Annotated in this window: 24 protein-coding genes; all 24 read right to left on the minus strand. The window is 65.8% G+C overall.

Translation table 11 applies throughout. The annotated features are described in order from the left end of the window. Nucleotides 1-6: 6 nt before the first annotated feature. The gene (locus ACI766_RS22640; RefSeq protein WP_182186997.1) at nt 7-270 is read right to left on the minus strand and encodes a hypothetical protein; all 264 of its coding nucleotides are present in this window, start codon (nt 268-270) and stop codon (nt 7-9) included. After that, on the minus strand, nt 267-635 hold the full coding sequence (locus ACI766_RS22645; RefSeq protein WP_096307759.1) for a hypothetical protein: 369 nt from the start codon (nt 633-635) through the stop codon (nt 267-269). The genes ACI766_RS22640 and ACI766_RS22645 overlap by 4 nt, the downstream gene beginning before the upstream one ends. Further along, nucleotides 632-1,261, minus strand: a complete 630-nt coding sequence (locus ACI766_RS22650; protein WP_182186999.1) for a glycoside hydrolase family 19 protein — start codon at nt 1,259-1,261, stop codon at nt 632-634. The genes ACI766_RS22645 and ACI766_RS22650 overlap by 4 nt, the downstream gene beginning before the upstream one ends. 245 nt (nt 1,262-1,506) lie before the next feature. Then, nucleotides 1,507-1,743 carry a hypothetical protein gene (locus ACI766_RS22655; RefSeq protein WP_019682828.1) on the minus strand — a complete coding sequence of 79 codons (237 nt, stop codon included), beginning with the start codon at nt 1,741-1,743 and terminating at the stop codon, nt 1,507-1,509. After that, complete coding sequence (locus ACI766_RS22660) at nt 1,743-3,503, minus strand: hypothetical protein (RefSeq protein WP_096307757.1); 1,761 nt, start codon at nt 3,501-3,503, stop codon at nt 1,743-1,745. Before ACI766_RS22660 ends, ACI766_RS22655 begins: the two co-directional genes overlap by 1 nt. Beyond that, entirely contained in the window at nt 3,500-4,360 is an 861-nt protein-coding gene (locus tag ACI766_RS22665; RefSeq protein ID WP_220463086.1) for a hypothetical protein, read from the minus strand. Before ACI766_RS22665 ends, ACI766_RS22660 begins: the two co-directional genes overlap by 4 nt. Further along, a complete protein-coding gene (locus ACI766_RS22670; protein ID WP_031631640.1) occupies nt 4,357-5,358 on the minus strand; it encodes a hypothetical protein in 1,002 nt (333 codons plus the stop codon). Before ACI766_RS22670 ends, ACI766_RS22665 begins: the two co-directional genes overlap by 4 nt. Then, nucleotides 5,358-8,909: a hypothetical protein gene (locus tag ACI766_RS22675; protein WP_058157052.1), complete on the minus strand. Its 3,552-nt coding sequence runs from the start codon at nt 8,907-8,909 to the stop codon at nt 5,358-5,360. Before ACI766_RS22675 ends, ACI766_RS22670 begins: the two co-directional genes overlap by 1 nt. 48 nt (nt 8,910-8,957) lie before the next feature. Continuing rightward, entirely contained in the window at nt 8,958-9,368 is a 411-nt protein-coding gene (locus tag ACI766_RS22680) for a hypothetical protein (RefSeq protein WP_014602841.1), read from the minus strand. Further along, the gene (locus tag ACI766_RS22685) at nt 9,365-12,637 is read right to left on the minus strand and encodes a tape measure protein (RefSeq protein WP_235583645.1); all 3,273 of its coding nucleotides are present in this window, start codon (nt 12,635-12,637) and stop codon (nt 9,365-9,367) included. Before ACI766_RS22685 ends, ACI766_RS22680 begins: the two co-directional genes overlap by 4 nt. Nucleotides 12,638-12,723: 86 nt before the next feature. Continuing rightward, a complete protein-coding gene (locus tag ACI766_RS22690) occupies nt 12,724-13,803 on the minus strand; it encodes a hypothetical protein (protein WP_031631818.1) in 1,080 nt (359 codons plus the stop codon). Nucleotides 13,804-13,923: 120 nt separating this feature from the next. Then, nucleotides 13,924-14,676, minus strand: a complete 753-nt coding sequence (locus ACI766_RS22695) for a hypothetical protein (protein WP_024007846.1) — start codon at nt 14,674-14,676, stop codon at nt 13,924-13,926. Between the two features lie 27 nt (nt 14,677-14,703). Further along, nucleotides 14,704-14,904, minus strand: coding sequence for a hypothetical protein (locus ACI766_RS22700; RefSeq protein ID WP_058157054.1), 201 nt, complete (start codon nt 14,902-14,904; stop codon nt 14,704-14,706). 50 nt (nt 14,905-14,954) lie between these two features. Next, entirely contained in the window at nt 14,955-15,392 is a 438-nt protein-coding gene (locus ACI766_RS22705; protein ID WP_023123382.1) for a hypothetical protein, read from the minus strand. Continuing rightward, complete coding sequence (locus ACI766_RS22710; RefSeq protein WP_023116962.1) at nt 15,389-15,670, minus strand: hypothetical protein; 282 nt, start codon at nt 15,668-15,670, stop codon at nt 15,389-15,391. The genes ACI766_RS22705 and ACI766_RS22710 overlap by 4 nt, the downstream gene beginning before the upstream one ends. Nucleotides 15,671-15,702: 32 nt before the next feature. After that, nucleotides 15,703-16,701, minus strand: coding sequence for a major capsid protein (locus ACI766_RS22715; protein WP_004353033.1), 999 nt, complete (start codon nt 16,699-16,701; stop codon nt 15,703-15,705). Between the two features lie 67 nt (nt 16,702-16,768). After that, nucleotides 16,769-17,404: a head decoration protein gene (locus ACI766_RS22720; protein WP_031630939.1), complete on the minus strand. Its 636-nt coding sequence runs from the start codon at nt 17,402-17,404 to the stop codon at nt 16,769-16,771. Beyond that, entirely contained in the window at nt 17,401-18,573 is a 1,173-nt protein-coding gene (locus tag ACI766_RS22725; RefSeq protein ID WP_031630942.1) for a head maturation protease, ClpP-related, read from the minus strand. Before ACI766_RS22725 ends, ACI766_RS22720 begins: the two co-directional genes overlap by 4 nt. Continuing rightward, nucleotides 18,557-20,023: a phage portal protein gene (locus ACI766_RS22730; protein ID WP_023116965.1), complete on the minus strand. Its 1,467-nt coding sequence runs from the start codon at nt 20,021-20,023 to the stop codon at nt 18,557-18,559. The genes ACI766_RS22725 and ACI766_RS22730 overlap by 17 nt, the downstream gene beginning before the upstream one ends. Then, the gene (locus ACI766_RS22735; RefSeq protein ID WP_004353026.1) at nt 20,023-20,247 is read right to left on the minus strand and encodes a hypothetical protein; all 225 of its coding nucleotides are present in this window, start codon (nt 20,245-20,247) and stop codon (nt 20,023-20,025) included. The genes ACI766_RS22730 and ACI766_RS22735 overlap by 1 nt, the downstream gene beginning before the upstream one ends. Nucleotides 20,248-20,258: 11 nt before the next feature. Beyond that, nucleotides 20,259-22,274 (minus strand): phage terminase large subunit family protein, encoded by a 2,016-nt coding sequence (locus ACI766_RS22740; RefSeq protein ID WP_031630943.1) that lies wholly within the window; start codon nt 22,272-22,274, stop codon nt 20,259-20,261. Nucleotides 22,275-22,277: 3 nt separating this feature from the next. Further along, nucleotides 22,278-22,868 (minus strand): hypothetical protein, encoded by a 591-nt coding sequence (locus tag ACI766_RS22745; RefSeq protein ID WP_023087718.1) that lies wholly within the window; start codon nt 22,866-22,868, stop codon nt 22,278-22,280. A gap of 254 nt (nt 22,869-23,122) precedes the next feature. After that, a complete protein-coding gene (locus ACI766_RS22750) occupies nt 23,123-23,860 on the minus strand; it encodes a hypothetical protein (protein ID WP_096222892.1) in 738 nt (245 codons plus the stop codon). After that, a complete protein-coding gene (locus tag ACI766_RS22755; protein ID WP_019726481.1) occupies nt 23,857-24,207 on the minus strand; it encodes a phage holin family protein in 351 nt (116 codons plus the stop codon). Before ACI766_RS22755 ends, ACI766_RS22750 begins: the two co-directional genes overlap by 4 nt. Nucleotides 24,208-24,540: the final 333 nt, after the last annotated feature.

The raw sequence follows: 24,540 nt of genomic DNA on the forward strand, positions 1-24,540 counted from the left end.
CTACTCCTAATTCTGACAGGCCCTGTTGGCCGCCAGCAGTTGGGCTTCATACCCGATCCGCTGCCGCCGCTCGGCCAGCAGCGCACGGACCTTGGTCTGGATATCGTCGCTCTTCTTCAGCCCAGCGGTTGCCCAGGCCGGTACCTCTACCGCCGGCACTCGGCACGGCACCGCAACGGGCACTTCTACGCGCACCGTGCGCGGCTCAGGCTCGATCTGGCCGGCGCATCCCGCCAGCGCGACCATCACCAGCATCAGCACTGCCTTCATAGACCCAACTCCTGATCGATGACCGCATCGGCGGCCGCACACTGCTCGCCGGCGGTTCGCTGGCTCAGCAGGCGATGGGCTGCTGCATACTGCTCGGCAGCCTGCTGTCGTCCCTGCTCCACTGCCTGTGCTGCATCCCGGGCGCGCTGCTCGCCGGCATGGCGCAGCGCGGCAACCTGCCTGCCCTGCTCAGCTACTGCGGCCTCCAGACTGCCCCGAGTGGCACGGCAGGCGACCAGATCCGCCTGCGCGGCATCCAACTGCAGCCGGTAGTGCCGCGCGCCGAACCAAACACCGCCAGCGGCGCCGAAGCCGGCCAGAAGCAGGCAGGCCAGCATGATCGAGACAACGCGGGCCGAGATCACGACAGCACCCTCTTCGCCCGCTCCCACAGCGCCATGCGCTCCACCTGGCCGTTCATGTTGCCGTTGATCCGGCGGGTGGTGGCAGCGAACTCGCCGCGGTCGGCCAGTTCGTTCAGGCCATGTGTCGACCACCACCAGGACGCCGACAGTGCCGAGAACTCTGGCTGCTCAAGCAGATCGGGGTCGTGTTCCAACGGCAGGCCCAGCCCTGCGCCGGCGGCGCGGTAGTTCGACCGGCCGGTGATCTGTAGCAGTCCGCGCCCGCGGAAACGCCAGCCGTCGCCGGACACCTCGTCGCCATTGCCGTTGCGCGAGGCATAGGCGTTGTTGGCGATCGCCCGGGGGTTCCGGGCCAGGCGTTGCGCCAAGGCGTTGGGCTGGCCGTCGGCACCGCGGTACCGGCTCGGCCAGGTCGCCGCCAAGCCTTGGGCGCTGTAGTTGAGGTTCTCCACCAGCCGGGTCAACTGGCTGCTTTCGTGGCCGACCTGAGCGAGGAACGCCACGACCCTCACCGGCGAGGTAATGCCGAAGCGCCCCATGGCAGCATTCAGTGCGGGCACAAAAAAGCCGGCGCGATGGCCGGCGTTCGGAAGTATCTGCAGCAACTGCTGCTCGGTAATCAGCATCGGTTCTCTCCAGTAACGTTAATGCTCTGCTATCGGTAGTCGTGAAGGGGTTCCGGTTTGCTATCGTTCGCCTGCCAGGTAGGAGGCGAACCACGATGAATAAACGGATGTTGCCCGGGCTACGCGCCCATGTTGATCAGCTCTTGCGCGATGGCTGGTGGATCTCCGCACGCGATCCGCTCACCTTGAAACGCGGGGCCGACCGCCTGCAGTGCCTGGACGGCATGCTGGTCGGATCGGCTCAGTCAAACCTCGATATCGAACTGGGGGAGTTGCGGCGCCGGCCCGGTCACCATGCCATCGCTGATGAACGCCATCTGCCCGGCCGGCACCGCCGTGCCCCGGGCCGCGATCACGACGTTGTTTCGCAGGCGGACGCGGCAGGTGCCGGCGCCCTCGTCGACGTCGATCACCTCCCCCACCGTGCGCGCGCCGCCCGGTAAGAGCCCGATGAACCGACGCCAGGGGTTGACCGTCGCCATCAGGAACCTCCCGGATAGTGGCGCTCGATTCGCAGGGTCTGCCACACGCGGCTAGCCCCTACCCCCTCGGCCGAGATATCGGTAGCCAGGCAGAGCCCGCGCCAGGTCGCCTGTTCGTCCCTCACCTCGACCAGCATTCCAGGCTGCACCAGGCCCGGTACCCCATCATCCTTCTGGAACAGCGGGATACGGCGCGTCTCGATCGCCTGGTTGCCTCCCTTGGACAACTCGCAGATCCCGCGCGAGCGCGCCACCTCGGTGCTGGTCATCCAGTCCTCCATGACGTCGGGCGCCGACTCCTCGCCGGCGGTACCGGCGCGCCGCACCTGCACGCTGACGCCGTAGCTGGTACCGCTGACGTAGACGAAATTCCATGCCGGCTGGGGACTCCACTCGCTGCCCCACTCGGCGACGATGGCGGCCGGGATGATCCGGTCGGGAATCGCGGTGTCCCAGTACCAGGTCGCCTCACGATACCGCGGCAGGATCGTCATCGAGTCGTCCATCAGACCCGGCCGCACGATGCCGCCGGCGACCTCGGCCAGCTTGACGATGACCTGCATCGGCGTCTGGTCCTGGTAGCTGAAGGCGCCGGCCGGCAGCGTCCAGTCCGGCGGCCCCATGTTCTCGACGTCCCAGGACACTGAAAAGCCGGTGTACTGCAACTGGTCGTCGACAACCTGACGTGCGTTCAGCGGCGCCGTGTTCACCGCGCTGCGCTTCGGCGCATAGGGCGCGTCCAGCAGTTGGGTGCGGCTCGCGCCGCTGATGGTGTAGCGCTCGCTCGGATGCTTGCCGCTGCCGCTGTAACGCTCGACCAGAAACCGCCAGGTCCAGCCGTTGATCTCCAGTTCTACCGTCTTCGGCCCGTTGGCATCCGGCGCCGCCAGGTCCAGCGAGGTGCGACCGAACAGGTCAGCCGAGAACGACCAGGCGAACGAGTCGATATCCAGGCCGATGCGAATGCTGGTCGCATCCAGCGGCGTGCGACTCGGCAGCACCACCAGGGTGACCGTGTTTCCTATCATGTAGGTCTCCAGTATCTCGGGCTCGGTAGGTGGATCTATCGGTACCACCGGCCCCGGATAGTCGGGGTAGATAATGCCCGTCGGCACCGGATCGGTCGGCCGCCCCAACGCCCAGGGAATCCGCCGCAACGCATCGAAGCGGGTCGGACTGCCGTAGCTGCTGCGCGCCCCGGCGTCCACCGGCCGGATACCACGGACCGGCACCACGTAGCGGAAATCGAAGAACACGTCGGGCGTGTTCGCCGGGGTGTAGCGGGTTGGGCCGAAATTGAAGTCGAGCAGGCCGGTCGGGATGTAGAGACTGGCACGCCTCTCCGAAAGTGCGTCACGGAAGCGGTCGAACTCGGCCGAGCGCCGCCACCCTGGCGGACGGCCGGCGTCCTTGGCCGCCGGGCGCGGGTTGTAGATCAGCGACAGGCGCCGATCACGCGGACGCAGCGTCCGATCCCAGCCTAGCTCGCGCTCGACGTCCAGCACCCGGGTGCTGTCCCAAGCGCTGCCGGCTGTCGCGTTGCGCTGCTCGGCGTGCTCCCAGCCACTCCCCCAGCCCGCATCACGCACCGGTACACCGGACCAGCCACTGGCGCAACGCCGTGCCAGTGGTCGGCCGGAGCCCCACAGCCCGCCGCTACGCACATCGGCAAGCACCAGGCGCTGCCAGCGCAGCGGGACGGCGCGCACGGAAAGCGGCGCCGCCCTCTGCCAGGGGGCGCCGAAACTCGCATTGATCATAGAGCCTCGACAGGAAAGGGCCCGTGGCTGAGCGGGCGGTAGTAACGCGTCGCCTGCAGACGGGCCGTGCCGACCTGGCGGCTGGGGTTGTCGCCCTCGATCGGCCACCACTCCGGCTCAGCCACCGGCAGCACCCCGGCCTCGGTCACCTCGTAGAGCCAGCCAGAGAAGATCGTCGGACGCACGCGCTGGCCCAGGCTGACGACGAGACGCGGCTCGAACAACGCGCCCCAGTCATCCAGCCCCATCGCGTAAGTGGTCCCGCCGGCCGTCACCTCCAGGGCGATCTCGGCGCGCCCGGACTCGGCCGTCTGCCCTACGCCGGCTACCCGCCATTCGCCATCGAGCTTGCGCTCGATGACCACCACCTGGCGCAAGGCCGCACCGCCATCGACCGTGACGACCGCCCGCACCTTCGCCGGGTCGGTCGGATCTCGACCGCCCGAGCCTTCGGTCAGGTCATAGGACAGCAGGCGCGTATCGGCATCGAGGACCGGCCAGCGAATGATCCCCAGGCGCGGGTCGCCTTCGTCGGTGACCTGGATCACGAACTGTCCGCGCAGGCCCGATGCCTCGAAGCGCTGCACCGTCTCGCCCTCGTAGACCTGGAAGGTCGCCGTCATCGCGGTCGCGGTGACCACCGTCCCGCGATACAGCGTGGCGATCTTGCGCGCCGGAGTCTCCTCCCCTTCGCGGGTGACCTTCACGGCGAGGGTCTGGTAGATCGCCTGCCCGGCCCCCGACCAGGCGACTGCCACCGGCGGGCGAAGGGTCTTCGGCCCAATGCCGAACCGCTGCAGCCAGGTATCGGGCCGGGCCTGGACCGGCGGCACCACCTGCTGCATCAGCGCGCTCATGCTGGCCACCACGCCGGATCCACAGACAGGAACCAGAGCCCCCAGCGGTCCATATGCACATGGTAGGTCTTGCCATCCATCTGGACTGCCTCCGCCACCGCCGTTGCGCCCAGGGACAACCCCAGCCGCTCCAGCAGATGTCCGTGGCGGTAATGGCCCAGGATCGGGTCGAAACACACACCCTTCAGGCGGCCGACGTAGTTCGCGCCATTCGTCACATAGGGCTGCTGCATCCGCCAATAGGGTGGATTCTCTCCCTCCGTCCGGTCGTAGTAGGTGCTCTGATACTGCATCTGGTCCATCAGCGCTCCCACGCTGGGACCGCCACCCTGGATGATCTCTCCCGAGCGCTGGTCACGCAGCGAACTGAAGCCACTCCCGAAGGACCAGTTTCGGCTGTACCCCGTTGTGTTCTGGTAACCCTGGGCACCGCCGACGGCAATAAACCCCTGAACGCCGGAGGCGCCGCTGAAGCTCTCGTACTGCCCGACGTAGAGGCCGAGCTGGTACGCCTCGCTCGTGTTTTCGTAACCGGTGGATTGGAGGACGCAGAAGATGAACGTCTCGGCGTCCGCACAGATCTGCCAGTACGTCGCATGGTTCCAGTACATGTACCCCAGGTAGATGACATGAGCGTCATTGCTGGTGGGATTGGTGTCAGCCGACCAGGTACGTGACCGCGTATTGACGCCCTTTGGGAGCGGAGTGCTGATATCCAGCATGCCCTCATGCACATAGACTGCGATGTAGTCGTTGACGCTGCCGCTACCGGTTAAGTGCCTGTAGAACGTCACCTGCGCGCAGTTGGACGCCGGGGCCAGGGTGATGGCGGTGTCGAACTCGCTTACGACGGTCCACCCTGCCGGTGGCTTGTTGCCGTAGCCATCGACCAGCGCCGCGCGCAAGTAGCTCTTGAACTTCTGGAACGGCGTCACCGCCGCCGGGAAGAGCGCCGGCGGTGCGCCGGCGTCCCGATAGCTGTACTGTCGAGCGGTCATCAGTCCGCGTCTCCTCTGATCTGCAGGTGGAATTCATCGTCCTCGACGGTGCCCTTGCCGCTGAGTACCGTCCGCACGATCCACATCGGCCCCAGGCACGAGTCGGTGTTGAAGCGCACCGCGTTGCCGGCCGCCCAGCCACTGCCCCAGCCTTCCTTGCGGATGGTGAAGTACGGCGTGTTCGTCTCCGGGTTAATCGGCGCCGTGTCGGTGGTGGTAGTGCCGTTGGCGATGACCCCCAGCTTCTCCTCCACCACGCTGAAACTGGTCGAGGAGTTGAACACCAGCGCCCACTTCGCATCGATCGCACCGCGGTTGGCGATCAGCGGCGGATAGGCGAGGCTGTTGTAGTTGGCGGTGGTCCCGTCGCCCTTGGGCTCGTCGGTCCAGTTCGGCGAGCCGATATCCCAGGTCCGCTGGGTGAACCAGTGGTGCAGCCGCGCCTGCAGGTCGCCCCAGCTCAGCGCACTGGACGCCAGCGTTTCGCCCGCCGGCAGATCCCAGGGCAGCGGCGAGGAGATTCCCAGCTCGCCGTTCACTTGGACCTCGGTGCAGAGGGTCATGTGCTCAACCCGGTCACGCACCACTAGCGGCAGGGTCAGCGGGTTGCCCTCGGCATCCTGCAGGACCAGCGGGTTGGCCCATGTCACCCGGCCGCGTTCCAGGTCGACGCTGTAGCCCGCCGAGGCCAGTTCCACCGCGTTGGCGTCCACCACCTTGATCTCGGCCTGCTGGTCGCGGCCGAGCTGCAGCACGCCGCCAGCTTGAGGACTCGGCACCGTGGTCTCGGCGGTATGGGCAACCACCATCACGTCGCCCTCGCGGAACACTGGCACCCGCCCGTCCGCCGGCAGTCGCACCGGGTCCAGGCCCAGCAGGGTGGCGTCCAGCGGCAGCGAGGTGAAGACGACCGCGTTGTAGCGCAGCAGCAGCGGAATCACCGGGATATCGCTGGCCCCAGTGGTGTCCTCCAGATTGCTGGTGAAGCGCAGCCGGACGATGCCGGTCACGATATCGACGCTACCCTTGATCACCGCGCCATTGAGCTTACCGTTCGCGTCCGCCGTGGTGGTCACGATCTGCGCGGTATCCAGGCGAACCGCCGTCACCTGCAGGCTCGCAGAACGCAGCGGCGCCCCCGGCGTGCGGAAGGTCATGCTGGTGACGCTGAAGCCGGCGTTGGTAGTCAGACAGGCCAGCAGCGTGACCGTCGGCGCCGCCCCCGAGCCATAGGTGTTCAGCGTCGCGGTACGGCCGGCGTAGTCCACCGAGCCGACGGCGATGCCGGCGTTGGTGCTGCTGTTGATGTTCTTGTAGAGCACACCGGAGCGATCGACGTAGACCTCTCCGGCCCAGGTGAACACCAGCGAGCCCGGCAGGATCGGCTCGGCAACGCCGGGCAACAGGTCCAGGGTCACCGGCGCGACGGTCTGCGAATCGGTCTGCTCGCCGTACTCGACGCCGCGGCTCTGCGCACGCACGTTCAGCGTGCCGCCGAAACCCTCCAGCAAGGTGGTATCGGTGGCCACCAGGCGCAGCTTCTTCATGCCGAAGTTGTCGACCGTGTCGGTGTAGTAGGTGTACTCCTTGAACACGTAGTTGCCGGCCACCTTCAGGCTGAATTCGCCGGTCTCGTAGTTGATCGTCCCGGCGCGCCCGGCCCAGCCGCCGGCGGCGTCGTCGGTCACCGAGTTGTCCACGGTGATCTCCGATTCGAAGATCGGCAGCGCCCCGGTGCCCATGTCAGCACCGAGGGTCGGTGCCGCCTGGCGACGCTTGGTGATCCACGATAGGCGCACGCTGCCCGCCTTGAGCGGCGCCCCGGGGAGAGTGCCGATGCACATGCCGGTGCTGTCGGAGGTCACCGCCAGCGGGCTGTCGGTCACGCTGCCCTGCTGGTAGGTATGCACGATCCCACTCCCGGCATCCGGGGTGGCGCTCAATTCCATGCTGACCTTGCCGTCGGCATAGTTGATCTGGCCGCTGCCACCGGTACCGCTGAGCGAGCCGTTGCCGCTATCGAGCACGGTGCGCTCTACCCCGCCGACCTTGAACGTCGCCTTGTAGGAGCCGGGCAACAGCCCCTGGTGCGGCAACGTCCGGTTGATCCGCGCGCGCGCCTGCACGCTGGTGCCGGTGCGCTGGGTCAGCGCCGCATCGTTCTGCCCGACGTAGGCGTAGATCAGCGAACTCCCCACGTCCGGCAGCGCGCTCAGGGTGATGGATACCGAGCCGGTCGCGAAGTCCACCGTGCCGGTGCCTTCCCCGGCCAATTCGCCGTTGCCCTGGTCACGGATCTCCTGCCATTTGCCCAGGGCGAGGAACGAGACCACCAGGGTGCCCGGCTGGGGCGGCGCTTCGGACAGCGACAGGGTGTAGACGAAGCCGCGGTTGCCCAGTTCGATAGGGATCTCCCCGGTCACCGCTTCGCCCGTCGCCGCCGCGGCAGGCTGGTAGGTGGCGCTCGCTGTCCCGCTCCAGCCGCTGCCGGAGGCCGCCATCTCGATTGCGCCGCTCTCGTAGTCGACGGTACCGCTGGCAATCCAGTTCGAACCGCTGATGTAGCGCAGGCCTCCCTTGCGGTCGTCGGCGAACACACCGCCGCCGGCGCTCAGCGACAGCGAACCCGGCGCGCAGCCGGTGCCGAGGAACGTCCGCGACCTGCCGCTGCCGATATTCGCGACGCTCAGGTTGACCGTCCGCGCCGGCCCGGCCGCGACGAACAGGCGCCGCTGATAGCCGGCCAGTTGGTCGACCAGCGCGTTTTCCCGGGTGGTACTGGGCACCAGTTGGGAATAGACCGACTTGACCCGCAGGCTCAGCGCGCCGCGGCTGACAGCCTCGGCCAGGGGGCTGATGCCGTAGTACCGCGCGGCATCGGCGACCTGGGTGCTGAGCACCTGGCTTTTCGGGCTGGTGGTGCCGCCTGGCGTCACCTGGCCGCCGGGGAAGGTCGCGCCCAGCGGCGCGCTGATCGACAGGTCCAGCCGGCGCCGGGTGAAGTTCACGAAGTTGCCGTTGCCGTAGTCGTGGGCGAACTGTTCCAGCCGCGCCTCGACGTCGGTGATGCGGACATACTGCGAGCGCGACTCGAACACCAGCTGATAGACCTCGCCGATCTCGGGCAGCCGCTGTTCTTCGCGCTGCACGCAAGCGATGGCGCGCTGGCCCTGCAACTGGTTGCCCAGCAGTTCGAACGAGGCAGACACGGCCGGCACCACGAAGGACTCGATGGCGTTGCGCGCGTCGCGGCGCTCATCGGTCTGGCTGCCGGTGTTGAACAGCAGCACCGAGACACGCGGATCGGCCGGCGCCCGCGTGACGATGGCATGAGCGCCCAGGTACGGCTCGGCGCTGTTCGAGCTGATGCCGGCGAAGGCCTTGCGCAGGTTGATCCGGCCGATGGTCCGGTCCAGGCGCGAGATATCGGGAAACAGGTTGTTGATCTCGCGATCCACCACGGCCTGCCCGGTGGCACGGCCGCCGCCGTCGTCCTCATCGGTGAGGCGCTGGGATTTCAGCAGCTTTACATCATCGACGGTGATCGTCATGGAACACTCCAGCCAGAAAAGAAAACCCCGCCGAGGCGGGGTGTGGGATCAAGGGTCGGGGGTGGGCGGTGCCGAGGGCGGCGCTACGGTGAGCAGTCGCAACGTCACCAGGTAGTCGGCGTCCGGACCGGGGTTGACCTCGCGGAACAGCGGTTCGGCTTCCAGCGGCGCCCCGTCGGCACGGTTGAAGATCACCGAGAATTCGCGGCCGTCTGGTAGCACCAGCGGCATGACCCGCAGGCGCTGGTCGCGCAGCACCTCCAACTGCCGCACGACCCACAGCGGCGTCCATACCCCTCCCCCGGAACGCAGTGTGATCGGGCGTCCATGCAGCTTGGTGCCTTCCTGCACCAACAGCGCGCCGGTCAGGGAGCGTTCCTGCTCTTGTGCCACCGCATCCCAGGTGAACTCGTCCACCCATTCGAACTGGTCGCCCAGTTCCACCGCATCGAGCCTCATCGGCCGGTCCTCATGCTGGCCTGCTCGAGCACGCCGAGCAGGTTGGTTTCGTCCTGTTCGCTGGCCACCGCCACGTCAACGGCTCCCCGCGCCGTCTCGAAACGAACGACCCGGGGCGGAGGACTCGAAGCAGGCGGCGAGGCAGGCGGCGCCGCCGCGGCCTTGGCGGCGTTCTGCTCGTCCACCCGCTTCTGCTGCTCCTCCCGCTGCCGCTTGGCGTCCGTCTCGGCCTGGATCTGCTGCAGGGTGGCCAGCGCCGTCATCAGGTTCTGTACCGCGTTCATGTCGCCGCTGCCCTGGGCCTCGGCCAGTTGCTGCTGCAACTCAGCCTTACGGCTGTTGAACCGGCTGCGATCCACGGCCTCCTGCTCGCCACGCAGCCCCGCCAGTTCCTCGCGCAGGCTGACCAGCGTCGACTTCGAGCCTTCCTTGAGCTGCTGGATCTTCTGATTGGCCGCCTCGATTGCGCTCTCCAGTTGCCGCATGTCCGAATCGTTCAGCAGGCTGAGGCCATTTCGAGCGCCCTTGGCCGCCGACACGAAGTCGCCCAGCTTCATGGTCCCGCGCTCGTAGTCGTCCATCAGGCTCTGCAGGCTGCGCTTCTGCTCCAGGTACGCAGCCTGGATCTCCAGGCTGGCCCGCTGGGTATCCATCGCCCAGCGCCCGAAACCGCTCATGCCCACGCCCGACTCGGCCTTGATCCGGGCCAGTTGCTCACTGACCTTGGCCAGGGAGCGCGAAGTGGCGTCCAGGCTGCTGGTGTCGATGCTGAGATCGACGGTGGAGATCCCACGCATCGCATCGAAGGCGTTCAGCGCTTCCTGGCTCAACTGCGCAACGCCCTGCCGCGCGGTGCTCAACACCCCACCGAAGAACCCTTCGAAGGCGCCCATGTCGTCCTTCGTCGACGCTACTCCCTTGCGGGTCGCCTCCATCGATTCGCCAATGGCCTTGCGCTGGTCCGAGAGCGATTTGGCCGCCTTGTCCGAGGACTCCGCGACCGCCTGCATACCCTTGGCGCCCTCCTCGCCGGCCGCCTTCAGTTCCTTGACCTTGGCGGACAGCTTGGTCTGTTCCTGGTTGAACTCCCGCGCGCTGATCGTGCCGTCGTTGTACAGCCGGCCCAGCGCCGTCCGGATGTTCTGGATATCGACCGTGGTCTTCGCGCTGCTGATCGCGTCCTGGACCTGCTTCAGGTTCTCCAGGCCGGTACTGAGGTCAGACACCCCCAGGGCGGCGCCGCTGGCGGTCGACTTCAGTTCGGTCAGCTTCGCGTTGAGGACACCGGCGCCGTTCGCATACTCCTGCTGGCTCAGCGTGCCAGCCTGGTAGGCCTTGAGCATTTCCCCCTGCAGGGCGGTTAGTTGCTCGGTGGTCTTGGCCGCGCTGATCTGGTCCAGGGCATTCTGCAGGCTGGTCACCGCCTGCACCGACTCGGCGGCCGCGCTCTTCGCACCCGCCTTCAGGTCGGTGAAGGTGTCGGTGATCGCCTGGCTCTGCTGCTGTGCGGCGGAGGCGGTAGCCGTGGTGCTGGTGTCCCAGGCATCCGCGATATCCTGCGCGTCCTGCTGGATCTGCTGGCGAAAACCCTCGCTCATGCTGCTGAGCAGGTCGTGGACGCCGGCGACGGAACTGCGGAGGCGCTCCCCACCCAGCGCCGCCGGGATCTTCTCCGCCACTTTCTCGATGCCGGCGACCATCAGCGACAGGGTGCCGGTCCAGGCCAGGGCGATAGCGCTGATGCCCGAGGTGACACCGTTGAACAACGTCCGGAACGGCGCGATGAACAGTTGCACCCGCGAGGCCATGTCGTCCAGCTGGGTGCTGAAGCTGCTAAGCCAGGCCGAGGTCTTGTCGATCAGGGTGCCGAAATCGACGTCGGCCAGGCGCTTGATGAAGCGCTCGACCCATTCCGAGCCCTGGACGAAGGCATCCGACAGCCCCTTGGCCAGCGTGTCGAGGCGCCCGTCCTGGTCCATCTGCGCGATGGTATCGCCCAGTTCCTTCAGCTTGTTCTTGACGTGGTCCAGCGCGCCGGCGTTGGCAATGCGGTTGAGAAAGTCGGCCGCAGTGTCGCCGAGGTTGCTGACCAGACCGGTCAGGGTGCTCATGGCCTTGGCCGCGGCCCCTTCGGAGCTGCGCCCCATTTCGTCGACCAGCGCCTTGATAACGTCCCGGCCAAGCTTGCCCTTGCTCGCCAGATCCTGCAGCTGCGCGGCATTCTTGCCGGTGACCTTGGCCAGCATGTCCCACACCGGCACGCCACGCTCGACCAGTTGCAGGATCTCCTCGGTCTGCAGCTTCTGCTTCGCCCAGGCCTGGCCGACTGCCGTCGTGATGCCCTCCAGGCGCTCCATGCCGCCGCCCAGCTTCTCCGACTGGTCCTCGATCGCTTTCAGCGACCCATCCATCGGGTCCAGGCCGTAGGCCTTCAGCAGCGCGAAGGCGTCGGTGACGTCGCTCAACTGAAGCGGCGTGTCCTTGGCAAAGGTCTTGATCCAGGCGGTTGCCCGCTCACCTTCGGCAACCGAGCCCATCAGCGACGTGAGCCGATTCTGCAGGTTCTCGAACTGGTCGCCGGTGGTCAGCATCGAGACGATGCCATCACGCACCAGGCCGATTCCACTGCGCACCAGGTTCAGTGCCGCCTGGATGCCGATGAAGGCCGCGGCGTAAGCGGCTGCCTGGCGAACGCCGGACGACATGGCCTCGCGCAGCGCCGTCACGCGCGAGGTGTGGCCAGCCGCCTCCCGCGCCGCTCGCATCTGCGCACGTTCCAGCTCACGGATCTCGCGGCTGTTCTGCGCGATGCTCTCGCGGGTGTTGTCGACCACCGACGCCAGCCGCCGCTCCTCGTTGGCAAGCTGCCCGGTATCCACACCCGCCGCCCGCGCCGCACGTTGTTGCTCAGCGTGCCGAGCAGTCAGTTGGTCAAGGGTCCGACGCAGACCCGCTGCGTCACGCTCCGCGATCTGCAGGGACACGGCCAGGCCCCGGCTCCCGGGGTTGCGGTCCAACGCCTCGCGCAGGTCCGCAATGGTACGGTCCACCCGCTGCACCGACGTCTGCGTCTGTGCGATGGCGCGTTCGGTAGTTCCGAGCGCGGTCACCAGGCCGCGGGCCCCCTTCGCATCGTCCAACTGCCGGTTCAGGTTCGCCGCCGTGGTGCGCAGCCCTTCCAGCGCCTCGGTCGACTGCTGGGCTGCGGGCGACAGTTCGTCCCGGCCGCGAAGAACGAACTGGATCAGGCGCTGCATTGGGCTCGCCATAAGAATCTCCGGACAATAAAAAACCCGCCAGATGGCGGGTTCTTTGGTTATTCTGCAGCTTTGCTGACTTCAGACAAAGCGAAACATCATTTAGAAGCGGTTTCGGGGCCGCTCGTCTCTTCCGCGTACGAGTCTTGGTCAGTAATCTGAGTAACCTTTTCGATTTCTGCCTTAATAAGCTTCCCTGCTCGCGTCTTTGTAGCCAACTGCAACAGAACGACCTTTCCACCCCACTCCGCCTCTTGAACAATATCAAGAATCGCATCCGTAACAAACGAACCATCTTTGGGGAGCGTCGCAGTAATTTCAACTTTCCTTACAACATCGTAGAGAGTTAGCTTATATTCCTCTCTTGAACGATGGTCAACTCCTCTTATCCGATAAACGCTAGCAATACGGTCAGAAACCGCAACATTTCTCGGTGTATGACTAAGCTCATCAACAAATGCGCCTGGAAGTTTTACACCATGAAGATCTACAGAATCTGAATCAGTGGTGCTCGAAATAAGCTTATCGTAGGTTCCAGCCATATGCTCTGAGATCGTTTGGACCTGAGGAATCTTTTCAGTAACCATCTTGAACAACTCGGCATTTCTCTTCGCCTGAGCCTCGTCCATGCCCTTGAAGAGTTCCAGCGTTTTAAGGCGTTCTTCCCGCTCAGCGTCGGATTCTAGTTTTGCAAGTTCCGCCTGCCTAGTTTCCTTCTGAGCTTCCAGATAGTTACTAAAACCAAGATGGCCGAAACCCATAACTCCGATAGCAAGAAGCGCTATTAGTTTATGTCTGGAGTCCATAGTCTTGAAACCCTCAGCGATCCCTTTCGCAAGCGTCTCAGCCTGCTCCTCAAGCTTTGCAACAAAGCCAGAACTGCCCTCCGCGACATGGACAAGAATTTTCAGCTCTTCACGATCAGCATTCGTCAGGCGACGGCTAGAGTCAGCATAGCGAACTAGAGCAAACGACTTATTGATCGTCTTTTGCAAATCCAGAAATGCTTCCATCAACTCTGGAGTAATTGTCGAGTGGTAGCGCTCCCCCTTTACGTGCATTTCAAACCGAGGCCAATCCTTAAACTCGACCTCAGGCAAAGGTAAATCAGAGTCCTTCAACAAACTCTCGAGCAGCTTTAACGCAGAATCATCGTCTTTGATTACGTACTTCGCCATCCTAGGGTCTCCCTACCATACAGGCGAGCAAAGCTACCATATTGCCAGCACCAAAACCCAGAGTGCTCCTGGGCCTTGGTGCCACGCACTTCACGGATAGCGGGCCGCAGCCCCATCATATTAGGCCGCCTGCGCGAGATCCATCTGGCAGAACTTGGAAATGTCGGTCGCGGTCACGCGCGAATCTGCGAGCAGTTCCGCCGGGCCGGTGAGCTTGGCGTATTCCTGGCCCAACACCGCCAGCTCCTGCAGGAGACCGAACTTGACGCGGCGAGGACGCAGCGCGAACGGCTCGCCCGACTGCGCGTCGTTCAGGCCAGCGATGAACAGCTCCAGCTCCTTCTGCGAGCCGTTGAGCATATGCACCGCCCGGCTCGGGCGCGGCGTGTAGCTGACCTTGATGCCGGTTGCATCGATCTTGCCGCCGCTCAGCACCTGGATGCCGTGGGGTACCAGCAGGTAGTCGGTGCCCGGGGCCACCTCGACGTCCCCCGCGGTCTTCACCGTCACGGGCTTGGTCAGGTCCGGCAGGTACTTGAACGGGATCAACTCCAGCGCAACCCCCTGAGAGGTATGCGCCTCGTCGGTGATCGCGGCGGTGGGCGCCACCTGGATGGTGGAGCGCGTCACCAGGGCGACATTCTCGGCGGTCAGGTCGAACATTCCGATGGAGGACGTCACGTCGGTGACGCGCTCGCGGACGTTGCTGTTGCCGCCACCTCCCATGTAGTTGGGCAGCGTCTTGCGGTCGGTGGCGAAGCTGATGTTGAAGGTGTCGCAGTTGCCGAGCGGCAGAAACGGTTCCTGCGATCCGTACAGGCGGGCATGGATGATGCCCTCGCCGATGAACGAGCGGTCGATGGTCTGGAGCATGGGGCTCTCCTGATGGGTTCGGGTGGGTTACTTCTGGTCGCCGCCGGTCGGCTCGGCGGTAGCTGCCGGAATCGGCGCCTTGGCCTTGGCCTCGGTGGCGTAGCCCTTGCCCAGGGCATGGGCAGCTACGGCGGCGGTAACGCTGATGGCGCCCTTCGACACCGGGTAGTGGGTCGCGTCGAGCCCCTCGCGGTAGTTGAACGGCCTGGTAACGATGATCTCGGGCATGGAGCCCTCCGGAAATGTAGAGGCCGCCCGGAGGCGGCCTGGTGGATGGGTTACAACTGCTGCGAGTAGCTGACCTGCAGAGGGATGGCTCGATAGGCCCAGCGCCGGCCGGGCTCGGGCAGGCGCACAGCGGATGCCGGAAAATCGACACGCACCAGGCCGGGCACCGTCAGCCCGGCCTTGTGGCCCTTGAGCACCCGCTTGATCGCCAGGCGCGCCTCGCGCAACGCCTGGGCGGCGTCCCTGCCGCGCGCCATCGGGACGATGTTCACGGTCCACTCCTCCACGACACTGCCCGGCGACCGGTCTCGTTCCACGGTGTCCCCTTCCTGCAGGATGATCAGCCGTTCGGGCTCGTCGCTGTCCTCGGCGTCGAGCACCCCGGCCACCCAGTCCTCACGGACGGTATCGCCGAACACCGGAACCGCGGCGAGCAGGTCCAGCAACTGGCCGATGACCGCGGTCTGTACATCGATCACATCGCTCATTCGGGCACCACGTAGAAAGTGATCCAGTCGCCGTCGTCGGCATGGATGCCGTCGATGCGCCAGACCTGGCCATCGGAATCGAGGAACGCCCCCTTGCGATCAAGGGGCTGCAAGAACGCCTTGCGGCACGCAATGGTGCGGTACCGATCCAGGGCGCCGGCCTCCATGCGCTCAACACCTTCCTCAACGATCACCGCAGCATTGCCGACCTGCCGGCCAGAGCGGTCCAGGTAGCCAAACTCACCATCGCCGAGGACGTCGGCGATGATCTCGTCCATGTCGGCGACCAGTTCAGAGAAACCCGCCACGGTCAGAGGGTCAGTTCGCGCACCGCCAACGGGCGGGTGCACAGGTGCAGCGGGTTCGATTGCGCTTCCCCAGCCACGCCTTTGTCGAAGGGCAGACGCTCAAGCTTGGCGTAGTACGGCAGGCCTTCGGTGTTGACGACCTCCATGTAGTCCGCCGGCGCAAAGGCGCTGATGAACAGGTCCGGAACCCCCTCCGGGACCAGTTGGGCACTGCCATCGTCCACGAACGGCTCCCCGTCATGCTTGCCGCGATAGCGCTCCCAGACCACGCCGCCGAACTCGAACGACTGGCGACGGTCACCCCGCAGTTGCGCCGCCTGCAGGGTGTTCAGGTAAGTGCCGCGCACTTTGGGGTGATCGATGAGCTTGGCCCAGAAGTTCTTGCCACAGAACGCTCGCGATCCGGTGCTGGTGACGTTGCCCAGCGCGTCGTCCTGCTCGTCGAGCAGGTCGGCCAGAATGCCGCTCAGGTCACCCTCGGGGTTACCCAGTTCGAGCGATCGCGGCTTGGGCTTCCTCAGTCCGAAGGCCTGGTAGATATCCAGCAGCACCGTCGAACCGTCGGCATCGAGAATCTTGCCCTTGATGGCGCCGATGCGCTGATACTCGTGGGTCAGGTCCAACTGGCGGCGCGCTTTTTCCAGGCGCTTGGCCACGACCGCCTCGGCGGACTGCAGCTCGGTCCGGCTACCCACCGCACGGATACCCTGGATTTCATCGGCGAGGATCTGGAACGTCTGCGGCAGGTGAACGGTGTTGAAGGGGACCAATTGACGCTTGTCACCAGTCACGACCTGGCCTACGCCGCCGCGGGCTTTGGCCTCCACCAGTTGCAGCGTGGTGCCGTCCTTTTCGATCTGCACCACCAGCGAGGACACACCCTGTTCCTCGAACAGGCCCAGCGCGGCGAGTTGCCCCGGCACCGGGTGATCGGTGTTGATCACCGCCAGCAGCGCCTCCACCGAGAACGCCTCATCTTCGAAAATGCTGATTTCAGCCATGTGAATACTCCAGAAATGAAAAACCCCGCGCAGGCGGGGCTTGAGGTGGTTGAGGGACGGAGGAGGATCAGGTACGAAGGATGAGGCCCAGCGCCTTGAGGTCGGCCTCACCGGCGGCATCCAGGCCGGTCAGCAGGCTGGCGATCACTTCGGCATCACGGACCACGGCCACCGCCTTGACGTCGGCATCCGTGGCATCCACTGGACCGAACAGAATGCCGCCAGCCGCGCGACGGCCGTCATCGGCACCGTCGTCGTCGTAGGGCGTCCACTCGCCGAGCCCTGCCAGCACCTGCAGGTTGAAGCGATCACCCACCACGAAGTCGGTGGCCCCGTCGGAAAGGGTGAAGCCAATTCCGCCGCCGGTGAACGCCTGGCCGACTTGACCAGTGCCCACCTGGTGTCCCTGCGGGTCGACCACCTCGAACTTGCCGCCATTGGCTCCGGCCTCGGTGATTTCCAGCACGTAGGTTCCGCTGATGGCGGCGCTGGTTACCACGGAGGCACCGACAGTGCCGTCGCCGGTGTTCCCTGCCGCCGCGGTCGCGGTCAGCGCATTGGCGGCGGTAATGGGGGCGATCAAGGTACCCGCCACTAGCCGACCGGAGCCGGCGGTGATGACGATGTTTTCGCGGCTGCGCGAGCCGTTGGCCTCCGACAGGAGGAACTCTCCGGCGTGAACGCCTTCGGTCTTGATGGTCATGCTTGCTTTCCTCCTTTCGAGGCATTGAGCCGGCGCTTCGCGTACACGTCGCTCGGCGCCGGGGGTTGGTAAGCCTTGTTCTGCGGCTGATCGTCCGTCGGTACGCGGTTGTCGATCTCCACCTGGGTGCTGCGCGCTACGATCTTGTCGTACAGCCGCAGGCGGGCGCCGTCGGCATCCAGGCCCTCCTCGATGAGCGCCTTGGCCTCATCGGGCATTTTCGCGACGAGGCATACCGACCGGACGGCCTTCGCCCGGTCCAAGGCCGCGCGCACAGTCTCGCGATCTTTCAGGCCCGAGGCCTTGATCAGGTACGCCGCGCAGTCGGCCAGACCGGCCTGGGCGCAGTCCGCCGTCAGCTCCGCAGCCAGTTCGGCCGACGTCAGTGCGGGGTCGCCCACCGGCTCCCGACTGGCCAGCAGCCGGCGCGCCGCGTCGGGCGTGTTGCGATAGCGATTCAGCACCTTGCCCAGGCGTGCGTTCACGCCGATCGGCTCGGCCGCGCCGAGCACCTCGTCCACGAACCCCTTGTCCTTCGCCTCAGGCGCGGTGAGCCAGGTTTCGTCGTCGATCATCCGGCGCAGTTCGGCGTCGTCGACATTCAGCGGCCGATGCTGGTAGCTCGCCACGATGCCCTCGAACGCCTGGTCCATCATGTCGGCGACCTTGCGCAGGTCTTCGCTGTCGCCTGCCGCGAAGGTCCAGGGGTTGTGGATCATGAACAGCGCGTTGTCGGCCATTTCGACCCGGTGCGCGCCGCAGGCCGCGACACTGCCCGCGCTGAAGCAGGCCCCGTCGATCCGGGCGGTGCAGCGTTCGCCCAGAGCCCGGAGCGCGTTGTGGATGGCGATGCCGTCGAAGAGGTCGCCGCCGATGGTGTCGAAGTGAACCAGTACCGGAGAGGTGCCGTCGTCGACTGCTTTCAGGTCGCGGATGAAATCCGCGGAGGTGATGCCCCAAAAGCCGATTTCGCCGTAGATATAGATCTCGATGGAGGCGACCGAGCCGGCACCCTCAGCGCTCAGCGCCTTGACGCTGTACCAGTGCTCGGCCTGCAGATCCGGCGCGACCTGCGCCTTGTTCTGGATGCGCGGATCGGCGAGCGTGCCTACGCCCAGCAGCGCCCACAGGGCGGCCAGCGCCAGGGGCTGTTCATTGCGTTTCTTCATGGGTGTCCCCTTGGTCTCTCACCGGTTGCCCGGTGTCGGTGGTGTAGTGCAGGTTCAGGCTCTCGGCCCGGGCGTTGTCCTGGGCGTTCTCCCGGTCGATCACCTCGGCGTCGTATCCGGTGCGTAGCGCATGCTCGCTCCGGCTGGCGAGGCCTCCGCCGATCTCCAGCAGCTTGCCCTGGACGTCCTGCACCGGATGGATGTAGGCCCAGCCCTGTGGGATCCAGCGAGTGCGCAGGAACTCACGTCGCCGCGCCGGATAGTCCGGCAGGTCGACTGCTCCGCTGAGGTACGCGGTATCCAGCCACCACGCGCGCACCGGGCGGCAGAGCTGGTAGACGTACACGCTGAACTGAACCTGTTCGATCCGGCGCCGAAACTCGTTGAGCAGCACCCGCAAGGTGCGGTCGCTGATATCGCCCATGTCGCCGGTGAGTAGCTCATACGGCAGGTCGACACCGACCGCCGCTGCCATCAGTTGCTGTCGCATGAAGTCGACGTAGGTGTTACCGGCGTCCGGCGGGTCGGAGAAAACCACCTCCTCCCCTTCCAACAGTTCCTGCATGGTCCCCGGCTCCAGACCGACCATCGGTGTCCCGTCGCGATCCTGCGCAGGAGCCAGCCCGGTCGACGGATCGAAGATCGGCGCCCCATCCTGTCGAGGCCTGGTGATGAAGCCGGCGAACAGGTTGGAGACTTCCTGCCTGAACAGCACCGCGTCGTCGTAGTTATCCAGCGACTTCAGCCGCAGGAGAACCGGCGACAAGCGCGGCACACCGCGCAACTGGCCACCCTCCAGCGGTTCGAAGATGTGCAGCACCTGGTCCGCCGGTATGCGGTTGAGCTGGTTGTAGCCGCGCCGGGGCGCTGCCGGATCGCCGGGATGGCTCTGCCACATCCAGTAGGCAACCCGGCGGCCGATGGCGTCGAACTCGATTCCCGCGCGCACCACGTTGCCGCTGCGGGTCTTGAAATTGCGATCCACCGGGACGAAGTCAGGCGGGAGCACCTGCAGTTGCAGAGGTACCGCCAGGCCGTCCTCCGGCCGCCGGTTGCGGCGCCTCACGAAGCACTCGCCCGCTTCCTCGACCATCCGCGCAATGATCATCTGCAGGCCGTAGAAATCGGTACGGTCATCCGCGTCCGACTCGTCTACCCAGTCCTCCCACAGCAGGTTCAACGCCTCGCGCAACGCCGCGTCGTCCAGACGTGCGCGCGGCGTAATGCCGGTGCCGATCAGGTTGCTGACGCGCTTGCTGATCGCGCTCGCGGCGTAGGGGTCATTCCTCACCGCCGCTCGCGAGCGCTTGCGCAGGGTCGGCAATGCCGGAATGGCTACCGCATTCAGCGCCGCCTCGGGCGCGTCCCATCCAGCGGCGCGGCGTCCGGTGCCAGCGCCCTCGTAGCTGTTGCGAATGCGCTTCGACGTGATTCGGTATCGGGTAGCCATCAGATCCCCTTGCCTCCGCTGTAGAGGCGAACCTGGCGCGAGCGTCGGTTGTTCGTAGCCGCCTCCAGGGCTGCGGCTTCGGCGTACTGCTGCTCCAGAACGCGCAGACTCGCCAGTTGCGCGCGGTCGACCTGGCGGTCTCCCTTGCGCACCGACTGCCCTTTTTTCAGGATGTCCTGAATCGCCACCCGGACCTCGTCCAGGCGCTGCTGCGCTGTGCTCATGCTGACCTCGTCTATCGGCGGCTCAGATACCCGCTGCGCGAGGTACGCCGGCCAGTTGGTTGGGATGGTGGGATCGCGCTCCGCGCGGGAGGTGCCGGCCGCACTGGGGCGCTTGGCGCCTCGCCCTGCGGCTCATGCTCGTCCGCTTCGTCGGCCGCGCTGGGCACCGTGGCGACTGGGTCGGCGAACAGGCTGCCTTGACCTACCGCTGCGCGCAGGCTGCTCCACTGCGGAGCGTGATAGCGATGCAGGCCGAGGAAGTGGGCCGCGGCCAGGTTGTACACGATGAGGTCGAGGGCCTCGTTTCGCTCCGACTTGGCCTTGACCCAGTCGGTGCGCTTGAACCCCTTCACGTAGCGGACCACCTTGCGCTCGGCCACGCACTGGTCGAAGAAGTCAGGCGGCAGGTCTGCGGAGAAGTGCAACGCCCCGGGGCCATCCTTGAGTTGGTAGCGGTTGTAGACCCAGTCCTTCGCCGTGTCGGTACCGACCATCCATAGTTCGGCGCCACTCTTCTCGGTGTTGCCCTGCCAGGTGACGTCAACCTTGGACGGCCGCTGGGCCAGCACTGGGCGGCCGCGCTTGCTCGCCCCCTTCACCGCCAGCACGTTTCGCCAGCGGCGCAGGCGGGTGAACTGGTAGACCTCATGGGTATGGTGACCGCCCGAGTCGATGCAGACCGCGCAGATGGCCAGGTCCACACCGCTGACGTGCCGATATCGAGCCTTCAGGCGCTCGTCGAGCAGCGCCCAGGTACGCTCGTCGGTCGGGTCGCCGGGGATCACCTGGAAATCGACCGTCCAGCGCTCCAGGCCCTCGCCCCAGCCCATCACCAGCATTTCCAAGCGGTTGTGCTGGGTATCGACCGCCGCGGTCAGCAGCAGCGCTCCGGCGGGTACCAGACCCAGCCGATGCCCCTCGGCCTCAGCTCGCTTGCGCAGCTCGTCCGCCTTGGTCATTTCCTCGGCGCTGTCCCACAGCCGGGCCAAGCGGGTGTTGTAGAACACCTGCATGGACCCGGGATCGCCCTTCTCCTGTAGACGCTTGGCCTCGTCGTACTCCTTCGCCAGGTCCGTCCAGGTCAACCAGCCGGGAGGCGCATACAGCGCGCTCAGGGTGAAACTGACGGTCTCGCCGTCACCGACGGCATGGGCTCGCCACTCGCCAGCGGACAGCATGGCCGCCTTGTGGTGCTCCTCGATCAGGGCGCCGCACTCCTCGTTGCAGCACATGTACTGCACAAGGCGGTACTCGGGGTCGTACTTCAGGCCCTCCCATTCCAGCACCTGCATCGTTCCGCAATGCGGACACGGGACGTAGTAGTGCCGCTGGTCGCCCTGAGTGAAGAGGTCGGCGATCCGCGAAACGCCTTTCAGCGTGGGCGAGCTGGAGTAGTAGAACTTCGCGCGGCGGCCGAACGTCGAACCGCGCGCCTCGGCCTGCTTGACCGGGTCGCCGTCGTCGTCGACGTCCATTTCCCAGCGGTCGATTTCGTCGCCGTACACGTACCGAGCGGACAACTCGGCCAGGTTAGAGGCCGAACCGGCTGACGCGCAGTACAGCGCGCCACCCTCGAACTCCTTGGTGTCGAGCGTGTTTCGCGAGTCGCGCGAGCGGGCCTTGGCAACGCGCGCGGTCAGCACCGGCACGGCCTTGATCGTCTTGTCGATCCGTCCTGATACCCGCTTACTCAGCTTCTCGGTAGGCAGCAGCACCAGGATGTTGGCCGGTGCCATGTGGATACAGCCGCCGATCCAGTTCAAGGCGACCTGGGTCTTCATCAGCTGCGAGGCGATCATGGTCACCACGCGCTTGGCTGGGAACAGCGGCGACAGGCAACGCATCGGCTCGCGCGCATAGGGGGTCCGGTCGGTGTGGTACTTGCCCGGCTCGGCCGCCCCCGTATCTGCCGGGATCATCTGGAACTCGTCCGCCCACTCATCGATCCATAGTTCGGGGTCGGGCTTCAGTCCTCGACGGTATGCCGCCAGGTACACGGCGGCACCGTCGGCATACGGTTGTTCCATGGTTCAGTTCGGCTCCTTGCCCCCTTGTTCGATCTCGGCATCGAGCTGCAGGAGGCGGTCGGCATCTTCCAAGGCACGGCGCAGCGCCTGGGTCAGGCGGCGTTCTATCTCCCAGGGGTCGGTCAGTGTCACCAGGTCGCCGGCGATCTTCGGCGGTACGCCCATCAGCAGATCGCGCAGAGCGCGCGCAGCGGTGAAGGCGGCGGAGTCGACACGCGCGCGCTCGACCGTCTCGCCACGGCTCTTGCGGTGTTCGTCTTCTGCCAGCAGAGCCAGGGCGTACTCTCGCCGTGCGCGGGCTTTCTGGTAGTCGGGCAGCGGTGCGGTCTGCCCCGGTGCCGGTAAGGCCGGGCTCGGGGCTGCACCTGCGCCTATGTGGGCGTACACGCCCTTCTCCACCCGCTCCTGCCGATGCCGCTCGGCCACGGCAGCCTTGCTCGGGTCTGCGCTGGCGGCCAGCAATTCGTCGCTCGCCTGGACATCGACCTTTCCGTCGGCGGTGAGGACGAGGCGTCCTTGCCGGACCAGCTTCGACACGTAGGCGCGCGACCAGCCTTGGCGGTCCGCGAACGCTGCCTTGGTCATGAACTCCATGTGCGGTACCTGTTAACCACGATGAACCGAGGGGGTTAACCCGGTTAACCCTGTTAACTAACTTCCCGGCCCAGCCACTAGCGCGAGAACGGGGTTCGAATCACCCTTGTCCGGGGCGGCGCTTCAGGGGCCCCCGGTGCTTTTCGAGTAGCACGCCACTGCCCCGATTTTCGTGGCGACCCGCCCGCAACCGGCCACTGCCGGCTCGGGTTGAACTAACCTCGCTCCGCCCGGCCAGACCACCCACCAACGATTCAGCGCAACACTTTCGCCAGGGCCCGCTCGATGTTCGCTTCTAGGCGCGCGTCGTCCTCGGCAACACGCCGAACGACTTCGTGAAACTGGAAGCGCACGCGGTACTGAGGCTGGCGGACGAAGGCGAGGACCATGGTCAACGTCCGTCCACGGCGCTCGGCGATGCCAATCGGCCGGCGGCCACGGCGCATCACGAAGTACGCCAGTTGGTGTCCCTTCGCCAGGGAGCGCGCCGACTGAGTGGCGTTTCCTTTGAACCCCGCTCGGTATTCCAGGGCGCCCAGGCCGGAGAGGATCTGGATCATCTGGCCGCGGCTCATGTTGCCGTACTGGTCCAGCCGAGCGCCCTCGCCCGGAACGACGAACATGCCCGCCGGCAGGATGCCTCGGGCTCGGAGGTTCCGCTCCGACGCCTTGTCCACCCTCGGCCCCCCGAAGACTTGGGGAGCCACCCAGTCCTCCGGCGCCTGCCCCTTCGAGGCATGGTCCTTTTCGTCTTTCACCCACAAGGCCGCCTCAAGGCGGCGTGAGGTGGCATGCAGGATGCGGATGGCGTTGCGGGTGAACGGTGTCGGCCGGTCGAAGACCTGGTCGATCTCCCCGACCAGCGCCTGATTCGCCTGGTTCGCCGTGTGGTTCAAGGCGTCGGCCAACACAGCAGCAGGCAAGTCGCCACCGAGCTGCTGCAAGGACCGAACGGCGTCGTCCAAGTCCCGCGCAGTGATAGCCCCTCTCACTCCGAGTCGGCCCGACGAGGCGGCACCTCAGAGCCGCCCGCTTTCCGCTCAAGCCAACGTGTGTAAAAACCAGATGCCACGTCGGCGCCGAGGCACGCGACCACGCTACCGAGCGCGGCGGCAACCGGCAGCCCCGCACCGCTCGCCGTGGCGAGCAACACCGAGGCCAGACCGAACACCACCGACGCCCCCGAGCGCAGCAGGACACGTTTCAGCAGATCGCTGACCGTCAGCCCTGCCGCCTCGGCGCGCCACAGCTCCCCGGACAGGCCGGCCATCGACACCAGCACGAACAGCCAGGTCGGGATATCGCTCAGCGTCTGCTGAACGTCGTTCTCTGTCGCCATGTTCACCTCGGTCTGAGTAGGCGGCCCGTCCCTGGACCCGACACCCCGCCAGGGAGGCAAAGGCGCCGAAGTCGAGCCAATAAAAAACCCGGCACGATGGCCGGGTTCCGATGATGTGGAGCGTGTGCCTCAGTGGCGCACCTCTACGAGAGTGCCTACTTTTTACCCCTTCAGTTCGGTGGCAGCAACCCCGTTTCATTGCCACCTTGCGAATATCCCATGAACGCCTGGGCAATCCCTGGCGAATACTCGGTGAATATCTGCCTACGGTTATCAAGCGCCTCCGGCGCTGTCCTACTGGTCAGTAGGTGGGTCAGCAGGTGGGACAGATAA

Source organism: Pseudomonas sp. DL (assembly GCF_047199225.1).
GTDB lineage: Bacteria > Pseudomonadota > Gammaproteobacteria > Pseudomonadales > Pseudomonadaceae > Pseudomonas > Pseudomonas aeruginosa.

Bases quoted from the DNA above. Each gene is read 5' to 3' on its own strand.
- ACI766_RS22640 (WP_182186997.1), bottom strand. From the start codon at position 270: ATGAAGGCAGTGCTGATGCTGGTGATGGTCGCGCTGGCGGGATGCGCC.
- ACI766_RS22650 (WP_182186999.1), bottom strand. From the start codon at position 1,261: ATGCTGATTACCGAGCAGCAGTTGCTGCAGATACTTCCGAACGCCGGC.
- ACI766_RS22655 (WP_019682828.1), bottom strand. From the start codon at position 1,743: ATGGCGACGGTCAACCCCTGGCGTCGGTTCATCGGGCTCTTACCGGGC.
- ACI766_RS22660 (WP_096307757.1), bottom strand. From the start codon at position 3,503: ATGATCAATGCGAGTTTCGGCGCCCCCTGGCAGAGGGCGGCGCCGCTT.
- ACI766_RS22665 (WP_220463086.1), bottom strand. From the start codon at position 4,360: ATGAGCGCGCTGATGCAGCAGGTGGTGCCGCCGGTCCAGGCCCGGCCC.
- ACI766_RS22670 (WP_031631640.1), bottom strand. From the start codon at position 5,358: ATGACCGCTCGACAGTACAGCTATCGGGACGCCGGCGCACCGCCGGCG.
- ACI766_RS22675 (WP_058157052.1), bottom strand. From the start codon at position 8,909: ATGACGATCACCGTCGATGATGTAAAGCTGCTGAAATCCCAGCGCCTC.
- ACI766_RS22680 (WP_014602841.1), bottom strand. From the start codon at position 9,368: ATGAGGCTCGATGCGGTGGAACTGGGCGACCAGTTCGAATGGGTGGAC.
- ACI766_RS22685 (WP_235583645.1), bottom strand. From the start codon at position 12,637: ATGGCGAGCCCAATGCAGCGCCTGATCCAGTTCGTTCTTCGCGGCCGG.
- ACI766_RS22690 (WP_031631818.1), bottom strand. From the start codon at position 13,803: ATGGCGAAGTACGTAATCAAAGACGATGATTCTGCGTTAAAGCTGCTC.
- ACI766_RS22695 (WP_024007846.1), bottom strand. From the start codon at position 14,676: ATGCTCCAGACCATCGACCGCTCGTTCATCGGCGAGGGCATCATCCAT.
- ACI766_RS22700 (WP_058157054.1), bottom strand. From the start codon at position 14,904: ATGCCCGAGATCATCGTTACCAGGCCGTTCAACTACCGCGAGGGGCTC.
- ACI766_RS22705 (WP_023123382.1), bottom strand. From the start codon at position 15,392: ATGAGCGATGTGATCGATGTACAGACCGCGGTCATCGGCCAGTTGCTG.
- ACI766_RS22710 (WP_023116962.1), bottom strand. From the start codon at position 15,670: ATGGACGAGATCATCGCCGACGTCCTCGGCGATGGTGAGTTTGGCTAC.
- ACI766_RS22715 (WP_004353033.1), bottom strand. From the start codon at position 16,701: ATGGCTGAAATCAGCATTTTCGAAGATGAGGCGTTCTCGGTGGAGGCG.
- ACI766_RS22720 (WP_031630939.1), bottom strand. From the start codon at position 17,404: ATGACCATCAAGACCGAAGGCGTTCACGCCGGAGAGTTCCTCCTGTCG.
- ACI766_RS22725 (WP_031630942.1), bottom strand. From the start codon at position 18,573: ATGAAGAAACGCAATGAACAGCCCCTGGCGCTGGCCGCCCTGTGGGCG.
- ACI766_RS22730 (WP_023116965.1), bottom strand. From the start codon at position 20,023: ATGGCTACCCGATACCGAATCACGTCGAAGCGCATTCGCAACAGCTAC.
- ACI766_RS22735 (WP_004353026.1), bottom strand. From the start codon at position 20,247: ATGAGCACAGCGCAGCAGCGCCTGGACGAGGTCCGGGTGGCGATTCAG.
- ACI766_RS22740 (WP_031630943.1), bottom strand. From the start codon at position 22,274: ATGGAACAACCGTATGCCGACGGTGCCGCCGTGTACCTGGCGGCATAC.
- ACI766_RS22745 (WP_023087718.1), bottom strand. From the start codon at position 22,868: ATGGAGTTCATGACCAAGGCAGCGTTCGCGGACCGCCAAGGCTGGTCG.
- ACI766_RS22755 (WP_019726481.1), bottom strand. From the start codon at position 24,207: ATGGCGACAGAGAACGACGTTCAGCAGACGCTGAGCGATATCCCGACC.